The 12118-nt window shown below is 63.7% G+C and carries 12 protein-coding genes; 3 read left to right on the top strand and 9 right to left on the bottom strand.

The features are described from left to right. Positions 1-16: 16 nt before the first annotated feature. The 4 genes from WJU18_RS00500 to WJU18_RS00485 are packed head-to-tail and all read right to left on the bottom strand — an operon-like array spanning position 17 to position 3127. The gene (locus tag WJU18_RS00500; RefSeq protein WP_423458228.1) at positions 17-385 is read right to left on the bottom strand and encodes a dihydrodipicolinate synthase family protein; all 369 of its coding nucleotides are present in this window, start codon (positions 383-385) and stop codon (positions 17-19) included. A gap of 22 nt (positions 386-407) precedes the next feature. After that, positions 408-875: a dihydrodipicolinate synthase family protein gene (locus WJU18_RS00495; RefSeq protein ID WP_423458227.1), complete on the bottom strand. Its 468-nt coding sequence runs from the start codon at positions 873-875 to the stop codon at positions 408-410. A 45-nt stretch (positions 876-920) separates the two neighbouring features. Continuing rightward, entirely contained in the window at positions 921-2123 is a 1203-nt protein-coding gene (locus WJU18_RS00490) for a mandelate racemase/muconate lactonizing enzyme family protein (RefSeq protein ID WP_423458226.1), read from the bottom strand. Positions 2124-2152: 29 nt separating this feature from the next. Then, a complete protein-coding gene (locus WJU18_RS00485) occupies positions 2153-3127 on the bottom strand; it encodes a Bug family tripartite tricarboxylate transporter substrate binding protein (protein WP_423458225.1) in 975 nt (324 codons plus the stop codon). 92 nt (positions 3128-3219) lie between these two features. Between WJU18_RS00485 and WJU18_RS00480 the strand changes: the two genes are divergently transcribed. Both WJU18_RS00480 and WJU18_RS00475 read left to right on the top strand, forming a co-directional pair. Then, on the top strand, positions 3220-3975 hold the full coding sequence (locus WJU18_RS00480; protein WP_423458224.1) for a FadR/GntR family transcriptional regulator: 756 nt from the start codon (positions 3220-3222) through the stop codon (positions 3973-3975). A gap of 131 nt (positions 3976-4106) precedes the next feature. Further along, positions 4107-5276 carry an acyl-CoA dehydrogenase family protein gene (locus WJU18_RS00475; protein WP_423458223.1) on the top strand — a complete coding sequence of 390 codons (1170 nt, stop codon included), beginning with the start codon at positions 4107-4109 and terminating at the stop codon, positions 5274-5276. A gap of 121 nt (positions 5277-5397) precedes the next feature. On the opposite strand, the gene WJU18_RS00470 is transcribed toward WJU18_RS00475, so the two are convergent. From WJU18_RS00470 to WJU18_RS00450, 5 genes are all read right to left on the bottom strand, one after another. Further along, entirely contained in the window at positions 5398-6348 is a 951-nt protein-coding gene (locus WJU18_RS00470) for a tripartite tricarboxylate transporter substrate binding protein (RefSeq protein ID WP_423458222.1), read from the bottom strand. A 14-nt stretch (positions 6349-6362) separates the two neighbouring features. Further along, positions 6363-7586 (bottom strand): CaiB/BaiF CoA transferase family protein, encoded by a 1224-nt coding sequence (locus tag WJU18_RS00465; protein WP_423458221.1) that lies wholly within the window; start codon positions 7584-7586, stop codon positions 6363-6365. A gap of 20 nt (positions 7587-7606) precedes the next feature. After that, positions 7607-8788, bottom strand: a complete 1182-nt coding sequence (locus WJU18_RS00460) for an iron-containing alcohol dehydrogenase family protein (RefSeq protein WP_423458220.1) — start codon at positions 8786-8788, stop codon at positions 7607-7609. Between the two features lie 2 nt (positions 8789-8790). Further along, positions 8791-9597 carry an enoyl-CoA hydratase-related protein gene (locus tag WJU18_RS00455; RefSeq protein WP_423458219.1) on the bottom strand — a complete coding sequence of 269 codons (807 nt, stop codon included), beginning with the start codon at positions 9595-9597 and terminating at the stop codon, positions 8791-8793. An 80-nt stretch (positions 9598-9677) separates the two neighbouring features. After that, entirely contained in the window at positions 9678-10799 is a 1122-nt protein-coding gene (locus tag WJU18_RS00450; protein WP_423458218.1) for an NAD(P)H-dependent flavin oxidoreductase, read from the bottom strand. A gap of 119 nt (positions 10800-10918) precedes the next feature. Here WJU18_RS00450 and WJU18_RS00445 point away from each other — a divergent pair, with 119 nt between their 5' ends. Further along, complete coding sequence (locus WJU18_RS00445) at positions 10919-11872, top strand: Bug family tripartite tricarboxylate transporter substrate binding protein (RefSeq protein ID WP_423458217.1); 954 nt, start codon at positions 10919-10921, stop codon at positions 11870-11872. The last annotated feature ends 246 nt before the right edge of the window (positions 11873-12118 follow it).

Below are 12118 nucleotides of genomic sequence, written 5' to 3'. Positions count from 1 at the left end.
GACGCGGCCCGATCGCTCAGCGGCCACGCTGAAGGGGGCGGGTGGGGCCGCAGTCCATGCCCATCCGTTGCAGAGCAGCCTTGACCACCGTCACATTGGTGCCGTTATTTTCTTCCGCGCGCAAGGTCTCGAAAGGCAGGATCTTCTCAATCAAGGCCTGGGCGCGCTCATAGCTGCCGCTGCTCAACGCGGCATGGATCTCCACGGACAGATCCGGTCGGACGTTGATCAAGCCGGAGGTAAAGCCGCGCGCCCCAGCCGCATACAGGGCAGGAGCCCAGTTCTCGGCCAATCCGCAGACCCAGGCCAACCGGCGTTCGCGGTTGCGGCGGATGGCCTCGGACAGCAGCAACGGCGTTGGCGCAGCCCATTTGATGCCAATCACCCCTGGGATGGCGCACAGCGCCTCAATGGCAGAGCAAACCTATGTTCTCGTTACGCAGGTACAGCACCACGGGCAGACCCTGGCCGGCTTCGGCCACGCGTTGCACATAGCTGACCACGCCGCGCGGCGCCACGAAGGGATCGGGCGGCTGATGCACCATGAGCGCATCGGCACCCGCGCGATACGAAGCCGCAGCCAGGTCGCACGCTTCTTCGACGCCGCGGCCCACGCCGCCCAGCAGCGGAACGCGCCCCGCGATGTGCTCGGCGCTGGCGGCCACCATGGCTTCCGCCTCGCTGGCACGCAGGCCGTAGTACTCGCTGGTGTTGCCATTGGCTACCAGTACATGCACACCGGCGGCCACCGCGCGGTCGACAATGGGCTTTTGCCGCGCAGGCGCGATTTTGTTCTGCGTATCAAAGGGCGTGACAAGAATGCCTGAGATGCCATCCAGTGCGGCGCGCACGGCGGCGTGGTCAAAATTCGGCATAAGGAAGGACTCCTGGGTTCTGTGAGTGAAATAGGCCGCAGGGGATCAGGCGTGCTCGGTGCGACGTACGATGGCCGCAGGATCATGACGCACGGTCGGACTCAATTGTGTCCCCAGACCAGGCTCGGTCGGTCGGTCGAGGAGGCCCTTGTTCAAGACCGGGAGCTCAGTGACCAGGTCGCGATAGAAGGTGGCCAGGAAGGCGCGCACCACCTCTTGAAATATGGCGTTGGGCGAAGCCAGCGCCAAATGCAGCGAGGCCCACAGCACCACCGGACCGGTGCAATCATGCGGAGCAATAGGCTTCTGGTAGGCATCCGCCAGGCTTGCGATCTTGCGGGCTTCAGTGATGCCGCCACACCAGGACAGGTCGGGCATGACGATGTCGACCGCATCAGCGGCCAACAGGTCGCGAAACGCGCCTTGCGCAGCAAGCGTTTCACTGCCGCACACGGGAATTCCGGCCTGGCGGCGGTAGTCGGCCAGCGCGCCGGGGCTGTCCATCTTGATAGGATCCTCGGCCCAGAAGGGACGGTATTGCTTGAGTTCGCGCGCAATGGCCAGGGCGGAGGTGAGGTTCCACATGGAATGCAGCTCGCACATGATCTCGATGCGGTCGCCCACCGCCACGCGGATCTTCTCGAACACTTCCAGGCCCTGGCGCATCAATGGGCCGCTGACGTACTGGCCGTCGGTCTGTGCGGCGGCACCGTCGAATGGCCAGATCTTCATGGCGCCGAAGCCTTCATCGAGCAGGCTCTGCGCAAGTTCAGCCGGGTTTTCGATGAAGGCAATCTGGTCGTCGTAGCGGCCGCGTACCCTGGCTTGGCCCGGCTCGACCAACCTGCGCTGGATACTGCGGCTGTTGTAGTCCACGCCTGCGCAGGTGTTGTAGGTGCGCATGCGCTCATGGCAGGCACCACCCAGCAGTTGATAGATAGGCTGGCCGGTCATCTGGCCGAACAGGTCCCACAGCGCGATGTCTACTGCCGACGCCGCACGGGTTTCCACTCCGCTACCGTTGAAGCCCAGGTATCCACGGAACAGAAGCTTGTGCAAGCGCTCGATCTCCAGCGGGTTCTTTCCCAGCATAAGAGGAGCTGCCATGGTGTGCAGGTACGTTTCGACGGCAGCAGCGCCACGGAAAGTTTCACCGAGGCCGGTCACGCCGGCATCGGTTTCCACCTCCACCCATATGAGATTGGGTTGGGAGGGCAGTCGGGTGGTCTGGATCGCGGTGATCTGCATAGGACGAGGGTGCGGAAACTACGGGGATTTCAGGGAGAGTCGGCAGAAATCTTCTGGGTCCGAATCAGTTCGGCCCACTTGTCGTATTCCTGACGCATGTGATGGCCGAAGGCCGCCGCGGTACCGCCCCCAGGGCTGATACCCGCCTCCTGCAGCGTCTTGCGCACGGCAGCGTCCTGCAACGCATGATTGAACGCCGTATTCAGACGAGCAACGATCGCCGGTGGCGTGGCTGCAGGGGCGCCGATGGCATACCAGGGCTCTATGACGAATCCCTTGTAACCCAACTCTTCCATCGTGGGCACTTCCGGCAAGTTGGCCGAGCGGGTTTTGCCTGTGACCGCCAATGCCTTGACACGGTTGGACTTGATGAAAGGGAGGATGGATGGCTCGTTGTCGAAAAACACTTGAACCTGGCCTCCCAGCAGGTCAGTAATGGCTGGACCCGAGCCTTTATAGGGCACATGCAACAGCGGCACGCCCGATACTTTCTTAAGCATTTCTCCAGCCAGGTGATTGGAAGCGCCGACGCCCGATGACGCGTAACTGAGCTGGCCGCTACGCGCTTTGGCCAACAGGCTGGCCACGCTGGTAATACCAGTCTGAGGACCAGCCGTGAGTACGTTGATGGAGTAGCCCAGCAGCACGACCGGCGCGACGTCCTTGAACAGGTCGAAGCCCGGGTTGGCGTACAAGCTGGAGTTCACCGCACAGTTGCCAATGCTGCACAGAAAAATGGTGTAGCCGTCAGCCGGCGATTTCACGGCCGCCACAGTGCCGATGTTGCCCGTAGCACCCGGTCGGTTTTCCACCACGATGGGCTGGCCCAGGTCCTTGGCCGCGACGTTGGCGAACAGGCGCGACACCATATCGCCCGTGCCGCCCGGTGGCACCGGCACGATCATGCGGATGGGCTTGGTAGGAAAGTCCTGAGCCGCGGCGGACGTGGCGCCAAATACAGCGGCAGCTAGGGACAGGGCCATGACGGCAAGGCGTCGGTGCATGAAAGTCTCCAGGGTTGAGAGATGGGTAGGTGACGGCAAACAAGGGTGGTCAGATCCATCTTCTTTTATTCATACAATCATACAATCATTAAATGATTGAGGTCAAACAGGAGAAGATCAGCCGCGGGGTTATGCTCGCAGGCATGCAATCGCCGCCACGCCTTCGAAACTTCCACCATCAACTGGTTGAGATGGTGGGGCGAGATATCGTGACCGGCACTTATTCGGTCGACACGCAAATGCCGACGGAGCCGGAACTCGCGAAGACCTACGGCGCCAGCAGACTGATCGTGCGCGAGGCCATGAAGAGCCTTGCTGCCAAGGGACTGGTGTCGATCCGCCCGCGCATCGGCACGCATGTGCTGCCGCGTGCCCAGTGGAACCTGTTCGACCCTGCGGTATTGAGTTGGCACGATCAATCGGATTTCGATAGCAAGCTGCTGGCCGACCTGATCGAACTGCGCTTGGCCATCGAGCCTCTGGCCGCACGTCTGGCGGCCACACGCGCCAGCGCAGACGAAGTAGCCGACCTGCGAAGCGCCTACGACGCAATGGCTGGTGCTGGCCAGCGTGACAGCTACATCGAGGCCGATCTGCGCTTTCATGGCCTGGTGGTGCGCGCCTGCGGTAACCCGTTCATCCAGCAGTTGGAAACAGCACTTTCTGCCGTATGGAAAACCAGTTTTCGGGCTTCGACAAGCGGCACGGGCGCACCTGATGCCGCCGCGCTGAAGTTGCACTGGCAATTGCTCGACGCCATCGGACGCCGGGCCCCCAATGACGCCGAAAGCGCAGCGCACGCCCTTATTGCGCGGGCCACCGCACGAATCGACAACGCCAGGAACTGAGCGGTCTGCGGCCGGCGCCACCGCACTGCCGTCGCACTGCCAAGCATCGCATGTTTTTTCTCAACATATCCTATTAAAGATACAATAGGTCTATCGTCAACACACCTTCATTCTCAGTGGAGCGCACACCCATGCTTGAACTCGATCTCACCCCGGAGCAGCAACAGATCAAGGAAGCCGTGCAAGCCTTGTGCGACAACTTCGGCGACGACTACTGGCGCGAGAAGGACCGCTCCCACAGCTTTCCCGTCGAGTTCGTGGCGGCCATGGCAAAGGCAGGCTGGCTGGGCGTGACGATGCCCCCGGAATATGGTGGCGCGGGGTTGGGCATCACCGAGGCAGCGCTGATGATGCAGACCGTGGGCAATTCAGCCGGCGCCCTTGCCGCGTGCTCGGCCATCCACATCAACGTGTTCGCACCGCATGCCATCGTGGTGCACGGCACGGCGGAACAGAAGAAGCGCATCTTGCCGCCGCTGATCTCCGGCGAAGACGTGAGCTGCTTCGCGGTGACCGAACCGGACGCCGGTCTCGACACGACCAGCATTTCCACCCGAGCGGTGCGCAAAGGCGATCACTATGTGACCAGCGGCCGCAAGATGTGGATCTCCACCGCGCAGCGCGCCAACAAGATGATGCTGCTGGCACGCACTACACCGCTGGAAGAATGCCGCAAGCGAACCGACGGCATGTCGCTTTTCTATACCGATCTGGACCGCCGCTACGTGGAAGCGCGCGAGATCGTCAAGATGGGGCGGGGCGCGGTGGATTCGAACGCCTTGTTCATCGACGCGCTGCCCATTCCGAAGGAGGATCTGATTGGCGAGGAAGGCCGGGGTTTTCACATCCTGCTCGATGCGATCAACCCCGAACGCATCCTGGTGGCCGCCGAAGCCGTGGGCATCGGGCGGCGCGCTCTCTCGAAGGCCACCGCCTACGCGTGTGAACGCCAGGTGTTCGGCCGTCCCATCGGCCAGAACCAGGGCATTGCCCATCCCCTGGCCCGCAACTGGATGGCGCTGGAATCAGCCGACCTGATGGTCTGGCAAGCCGCGCGTCTCTATGACGCCGGCCGCCCCTGCGGCCCCCAGGCCAACGCCGCCAAATACCTGGGCGCGGAGGCCGCCTTCCAGGCGTGCGAACAAGCCGTGCGCACGCTCGGCGGCATGGGCTATGCGGCTGAGTACGACGTGGAGCGCTACCTGCGCGAGATCATGGTCCCGAACATCGCACCCGTCAGCCGTGAAATGATCCTCAACTACATCGGCGAGCGAGTCCTGGGCCTGCCGAAGTCCTATTGATGCGTTGACCCGCTGGGACCGCCAAGCTCCAGCTTGGCAGGCGGCGCCTCCAAGTGACGCAGATGCCAAGCTGGAGCTTGGCGGTCCCGGAAGGACGGCGCTCCGCGCACCAGCCTTTCCTTTATTCAGGCGCGATCTTCGCCGCCTTCACCACCTTGGCCAATTGCGCCCGGTCAGACTCCATGAAAGCCAGCGTCTCCTCAGGACTCATCGGCGCCACGATCGCCCCGCGCTCCAGAAAGGCCTGACGGATCTCGGCCCCGGCCAGCGCGGCCTTGGCGCGCTGTGCCAGCTGCGCCAGCACCGCTCCTTGCGTGCCCTTGGGTGCCATCACCACCTGGTAGTCCAGCGCCCGGAAATTGGGCAGCACTTCCTTCACCGCAGGCACGTCCGGCCATTCATGCAAACGCTCGTCGCCATAGACCGCCAGAGCCTTGAGCTTGCCCGCCTTCAACATGGGCTGCGCCTGCGCCAGTGAACTGGTGATGATGTCCACCGTACCCGCCATGACGTCCGTCATGCCCGGCACACCACCCTTGTAGGGCACGCGCAGCAATTGCACATCTGCCTCCGCGGCCACCGAGGCGATACCCAGATCCCCGTAGTAAGCGTAGGTGTGCTTGCCAGGATTCTTTCGCGCCATCTCCAGCAACTGCCGCAGGTTGTTTGCCGGAAAGGACGGCGCGGCCACAATGACCGCCTGAATGATGCAAGTGCGCGTCACCGGCACCAGATCCCGCAAGGGAAGCAGGCGGTTCTCCTTCATCAGGAATTCCTGATTGAGCATCAGGTTGCCATAGGTGTACATCAGGGTACGTCCATCCGGCGGCGACGAAGACACGTAGGCGGAACCCAGCATGCTGCTGGCACCGGGACGGTTTTCCACGATGTACTTCTCGCCCGCCTTGGCGGAGAACGCGTCTGTGAACAGGCGCCCCAGTATGTCGGTGCTGCCGCCGGGCGTGTAGGGCACCACCATGGTGGGTTGCCGGCCCCCTTGGGCGCGTGCCATGCCAGCAGCCGCGAGCGCGGCGCCCGCCACGAGCCCCGTGCTGAATGCTCTTCGATCCATTTGCCTTTGCCTTTCTACGATAGATGGGTAGCCCCGCTCTGCACGAGGCGGTCAATCTCGGCGGGGCTGTAGCCCGCCTCGGCCAGCACCTCTGCGCTGTGCTGGCCCAGCGCAGGCGGAGGCCGGTAGCCTTGCGGAGGCGTACCGAACCACTCGCTGGGCACCGCGGTTTCGCGCACGGTGCCCACGCCAGGCACTTCCTCGTCACGGAAAAATCCGATGTCCTGCAGATGTTCGTCTTCCAGCAGCGTCTCGAAGGTATGCGCTGGGAACACCGGCACGTCGGCCTCCTTCAGCAGTTGCTGCCACTCGGCCGTGGTCCTCTCGGCCAGATGCTTCTCGACGAACCGGTTGAGTTCGTCCGCATGCGCCGTGCGGGTGGTGATGTCCCTGAAGCGCGGGTCGGTCTCATAGAGATCGCCCATGCCCAGGATGCCCAGGAAGGCGCGCCAATGGTGGTCCTGGTAGATGACGCAACAGACCTGCGCATCCTTGGTGCGAAACGGGCGGCGCGCGGAGGAGAGGAGCCGCGGATAACCAAAATCGCCCTGCGCAGGAAGGTACTTGCGCCCATACAGGTGATCGCCCAGCACGTAAGGCACCATGGTCTCGAACATGGGCACATCCACGCGCTGGCCTTCGCCCGTTTTCTCGCGCGCATACAGCGCCGAAGCAATGACGCCAAAGGCGTACAGCCCCACCGAGCGGTCCATCAGGTTGAGCGGTACGAAACCCGGTGTCCCATCGGGGCTGGCAGCCGTCATGGCCGCCGTGACCCCGGTGGCCGCCTGGATGAGATCGTCGAATGCCGGTGAAGGCGCGTAGCGCCCATGCTGCGAAAACCCGAACATGCCCACATAGATCAGCCTCGGATTGACGGCGCGAAGCGCTTCGTAGGTCAAACCCAGGCGGGCCATGGCAGCCGGACGCACGTTGTAGGTCAGCACATCCGCAGTTTCGGCCAGCTTCAACAGCGCCTGGCGGCCTTCCGGCACCTTCAGGTCCAGCACCACGCTGCGCTTGTTGCGGTTTGCTCCCAGAAAGATGGGGCCCATCTTGCGGTCGCCCATGGGGCCGATGGCACGCGTCTTGTCACCGCCTGGCGGCTCGATCTTGATGACATCGGCACCCAGATCGGCCAGCATCTGGGTGGCCGAAGGCCCCATGAGCACGGCGGTGATATCGACCACGCGCACGCCCGCCAGCGGGCCGGATGAAGAGGAAGGAATGGAACTCATGAGATAAGAAAAAAATGCCGCTACCAGGCGGCCTCCAGAACAGCCTGCAACTCCGCCACGCCTTGCACCGGACGAGGGTTGCGCTGAAGAAACCAGTCGCTCATGGCCTTGCCAGCGATCTCCGGCAAGGCGGACGAAGAAACACCGAGGTCGCGCAAACGCCGGGGCAAGCCCAGCGTGTTCAGCAACGCCTCCACGCGGGCGATCGCCTCCTCCGCGCCGGGCGCGGGGTCAGACGCCGCTCCCAGCGCGGCGGCGACTTGCGGGACCCCTCGCACCGTGGCCGGCGCGTTGAAGCGCATGGTGTGGGGCAACACGGCGGCATTGACCAGGCCGTTGGCCACACCCTGGCTATGCCCGAGGGCATGGCCCAGCACCGAGGCCAGCCCCGCTCCCCCGAAATCCGTGCCCTGGCCGCACAGCGCCGCCGCCAGCACCAGTTGGCAACGCGCCGCAGGGGTATCGGCCACGGGAAGATGCTTGGCCAGCAGCCGCAGCGACTGCATCAACAGCGCATCCGAGAACGCGTGAGCCTGCAGCGACTCCAGTCCCTCAACTGCCATAGCCAGGGTGTTCATGCTGGCGCTCAGCACCAGCGAGGCAGGGGCCGTGGCCACCAGCTCGGGGTCCACGAACAAGGCCTGCGCGCGGGTCTTGGGGTCGAACAGGGCCAGGCGCTGCCCCATGCTCACATCAAGCACAGCGCTGCCTGCCTTCACACAGGCCGTCGTAGGCGTCGTCGGAATGACCAATTGAGGGAGCTTGGGCCGAGCCAGGCGAGGGCTGACCCATTGGCCATCGGCGCCTCGCTGCGTGCACAGGCGATGCACGTCCGGCCCTTCAGCCAGCACGATGCTGGCGGCGCGCGCGGTGACGATGGCCGAACCGCCTCCCACCGCGATGACGGCGTCTGCCTGCATGCCCTGCAGCTCCCGGGCCACCTCCAGGACGGCGGGCACGGGGCTGTGCTCCACCGCACCAGCCACCACTCCCGCGAGGTGCGTGCCCACCGCTTCGCGCACCCGTGCCAATGCCTGCCCGTTCCGGGCCAGCGACGCCCCACATACCACGGCCGCACGCTTGCATCCCAGGCGATCCAGCTCCCGGCTAAGCCCGTCCAGGCTGCCGGTACCGCAGAACACGCGCTGGGGGCCCGCCAGGTGCTGAAACGACGGCACGGCGGATGAGTCAGGGGATGACATGCTCATCGCCCCGGCCATTGAGGCGAGCGGCGCTCGTTGAACGCCGCAAGGCCTTCGCGCGCGTCTTCGGTCTGGATCATGGGCACCAGCGCCGTTTCCGTGAAGGACATCATCTCGGGGAACGACATCGACGCCACCGCGCGCATCGCGTACTTGCCGCGCCGCACCGCCATGGGTGAAGCCGCCACGAGATCCGCCACCAGGGCATCGACGGCGGCATCCAGCTCCGCCGCGGGCACGATGCGGTTCAGAAGGCCCAGCGAATGGGCTGTCTGCGCGTTGATGGGTTTTCCGGTCATGCACATTTCATTCAGCATGCGCGGCGGAATCAGGTCCCGCAGCACGCTGAGGATCTGCATCGGAAAAAGGCCGATCTTCACTTCCGGCATGCCGAACTGAGCCGTATCCACCGAGACCGCCATGTCGCACATGCCGAACAGGCCCAGCCCGCCCGCCACGCAGACACCGTTGACGCGCGCGAGCACGGGTACCGTGCAGTCATGCACCGCGCGAAAGAGCTCACCCATGGGGGTCTGCAAACGATCCACCTTGGGCTTGAAGGGCGTGTCGCCCGGTGTGAGATCGGCGCCCGCGCAAAAGGCCTTGTCCCCCGCGCCGGTGAGCACGATGACCCTGAGCTCCGGGTTCCTGGCCGCGGCCAGGAACTCATCGCGCAGCGCGAGCATCACGGCATCGGTCAGGGCATTGCGCCGCTGCGGGCGGTTGAGCGTCAGCCACAGCACGGCGCCTCTTTGCTCCACCAGCAGATCACCACCGGCCTGCTGAACGATCGACGAATTCTCCGACATGCATTCACTCCTCATTTTCATTTAGCGCCCAAGATGGGATGGGTCCGTCACCGGGCTCAAGCACCCATGCAGGACATGGCTCAAGCGTCCGCCAGGCCTGTTGCCGCGGGCATTTGCTCCACCGTGGTCACGAACTCTTCCAGAATATCCTGTATCACCTGGCGTACGGAGCTTTCGTTGTTGATGGTTCCCACGATCTGCCCCACGGGGCAGGTCATGTAGTCGAGCGCCCGGGCCCGATCGATGCGCAGCCGCGCCTCGGCATTGAGCACGCTCTGCCACGGCATCGGCAAGGTGGCGGGCGCTCCCGGCTGCACCCATGCCTCTGTGTACTTGCTGCGCAGCATCCGCCCTGGCTTGCCGGTCTTGGAGCGCGTCTGAACCGCATCTTCGGAGCGTGCCTGGTAGAGCAGTTGCTTCATCTCATCGGTGAGATCGCTTTCCCTGGTGCCATGCCAGACGGAGCCGCACCAGATGCCTTGCGCGCCCAGGGCGAAAGCCGCTGCCATCTGGCGGCCGCGGCCGATGCCGCCAGCGGCCAGCACGGGTATCGGCGCCACGGCGTCCACCACCTCGGGCCACAGCACCATGGAGGAAACCACGCCGGTATGGCCTGCCGCCTCCGTCCCCTGCGCGATGAGGATGTCGAGCCCCGCCTCCTTGTGCTTCAGCGCGTGCTGCACCTTGCCCGTCATGGCCCCGACCTTGATGCCTTGCGCGTGCAGGCGGTCCAGGATTGGGCGAGGCGGCGAGCCCAGGGCGCTGACCACCAGCTTCACGTTGGGGTGGCGGCATATCACCTCCAGCAGCTCCTCCGCGAATTCGGGCGTGAGGTGCATCTGATCCAGCTCCTCACGCACCAGGCGCTCGCGCTCGGATTCCGGCAGGGGCGGAATACCGGCATCGTCCAGCAGCTTTCGCTGCCAGGCCACGTGGCTTTCAGGCAACTTTTCGAACTCCAGCGGTTCGCCCACGGTTTCGAACTTCCTCGGCAACAGCATGTTGACGGCGTAGGGTTTTCCCGCGACCTGCTCATCGATCCAGTTCAACTCGATCTCCAGCTGCTCCGGCGTGTAGTAGGCCGTTCCCAGGCAACCCATCCCCCCTGCCTTGGTGATCTCGGCTACCACGTTGCGGCAATGGGAAAAACCGAACACCGGGACCTCGATCCCAAACATCTGACAAACGTTGCGGTGGTTCATGGCGAATAGGTAATACGAGGAAATGAACTGTGATTTTGACTCAAGTATGATGCTTGATAATACAATAGGTCAAGTAGAAAACCGACGAGATCATTCACTCAGGAGACAAAGGAGAGTTCATGAACTGGAAAGCTTGGGTGGCGGCCTCCGCCATATCTGTTCTTGCATTGCCCGTCGCGGCGCAATCCAACCAGGTCACCCGATTCATCTCGGGCAGCACGCCGGGTGGAGGGGTGGATGTGCTCTCCCGCATCCTGGCCGAGCAAATGGGCCCGGCGATGGGCCGCACCATCATCGTCGACAGCAAGCCCGGCGCGGGCTACACCATCGCCACCGACTACGTGGCCAAGTCCAAGCCTGATGGCAACACGGTGCTGATCACCTTCAATGTGCAGCCCACTTTTGGCCTGGTCGGCCCCAAGCTGGGGTTCGATCCGGTCAAGGATTTCCGCGCGGTGGGCATGATCGCCACCACGCCATATGTCATCGTGGCCAATCCCAACCTGCCGGGCGCCAACCTGAAGGAGGTGCTGGCCTTGGCGAAGACGCAAGGCCGCTCACTCAACTTCGGCTCCATCGGCCTGGGCACCCCGCAGCACCTGATGATCGAACGCCTGAAGGCCCAGACCGGCGTGGACATCCGCATGATTCATTACAAGAGCGTCACCGTCATGACTGATGTGATCAGCGGCATCGTGGACTTCAGCGTGCTGACGCCCTCCTCCAGCGCGGCGCAGGTCAAGAGCGGCCGCCTGAAAGCGCTGGCGGTCACCAGCTCGGCGCGCTTGCCGGAGTTGCCCGATACGCCCACGGTCAGGGAACAGGGATATGAAAGCTTCATCAGCGATGGCTGGTACGCCATGATGCTGCCCGCCAAGACCTCCCCGGAAATCGTGCGGGCCTACAACAAGGCCTTGAACGACGCCCTGGCCCTTCCCGCCGTTCGCGACCGGCTGGCCAAGCTCAATGCCACGCCGGCCCCTGGCACGCCGGAAGTGCTGGACCGCATCAACCGTGAAGACACGCAGTTATGGCGGAAGGTGATCGCGGATAACAAGATCAAGGCTGAGTAAGGGCGGCTTGGGTGTCCTTGTCTTGTTGGCTTCTTCATCTGGGGCATCTCATTTACTGCTGCGTTGTTTAATAACCTTCGGTTGCTGACCTACGGTCGGTTGGCCGGGATGTGCGCCCGGCGGCGCAGTCACCTTCTTTTGCTTCGCCAAAAGAACGTAACCCAAGAAAAGGCGACCCCACTTGCCGTGTCCCTTCGCTGCGCTGCGGGCAACCTGCGGTGCTCGATCGAGGGGTGGTGCTGCAGA

The organism is Ottowia sp. VDI28, assembly GCF_049532675.1.
Classification (GTDB): domain Bacteria; phylum Pseudomonadota; class Gammaproteobacteria; order Burkholderiales; family Burkholderiaceae_C; genus Ottowia.
This window is presented reverse-complemented; position numbering and strand designations above follow the sequence as displayed.

Coding starts and splice junctions, on each gene's coding strand:
- WJU18_RS00480 (WP_423458224.1), top strand. CDS start 3,220: ATGATTGAGGTCAAACAGGAGAAGATCAGCCGCGGGGTTATGCTCGCA.
- WJU18_RS00495 (WP_423458227.1), bottom strand. CDS start 875: ATGCCGAATTTTGACCACGCCGCCGTGCGCGCCGCACTGGATGGCATC.
- WJU18_RS00450 (WP_423458218.1), bottom strand. CDS start 10,799: ATGAACCACCGCAACGTTTGTCAGATGTTTGGGATCGAGGTCCCGGTG.
- WJU18_RS00460 (WP_423458220.1), bottom strand. CDS start 8,788: ATGTCATCCCCTGACTCATCCGCCGTGCCGTCGTTTCAGCACCTGGCG.
- WJU18_RS00455 (WP_423458219.1), bottom strand. CDS start 9,597: ATGTCGGAGAATTCGTCGATCGTTCAGCAGGCCGGTGGTGATCTGCTG.
- WJU18_RS00445 (WP_423458217.1), top strand. CDS start 10,919: ATGAACTGGAAAGCTTGGGTGGCGGCCTCCGCCATATCTGTTCTTGCA.
- WJU18_RS00475 (WP_423458223.1), top strand. CDS start 4,107: ATGCTTGAACTCGATCTCACCCCGGAGCAGCAACAGATCAAGGAAGCC.
- WJU18_RS00470 (WP_423458222.1), bottom strand. CDS start 6,348: ATGGATCGAAGAGCATTCAGCACGGGGCTCGTGGCGGGCGCCGCGCTC.
- WJU18_RS00485 (WP_423458225.1), bottom strand. CDS start 3,127: ATGCACCGACGCCTTGCCGTCATGGCCCTGTCCCTAGCTGCCGCTGTA.
- WJU18_RS00490 (WP_423458226.1), bottom strand. CDS start 2,123: ATGCAGATCACCGCGATCCAGACCACCCGACTGCCCTCCCAACCCAAT.
- WJU18_RS00465 (WP_423458221.1), bottom strand. CDS start 7,586: ATGAGTTCCATTCCTTCCTCTTCATCCGGCCCGCTGGCGGGCGTGCGC.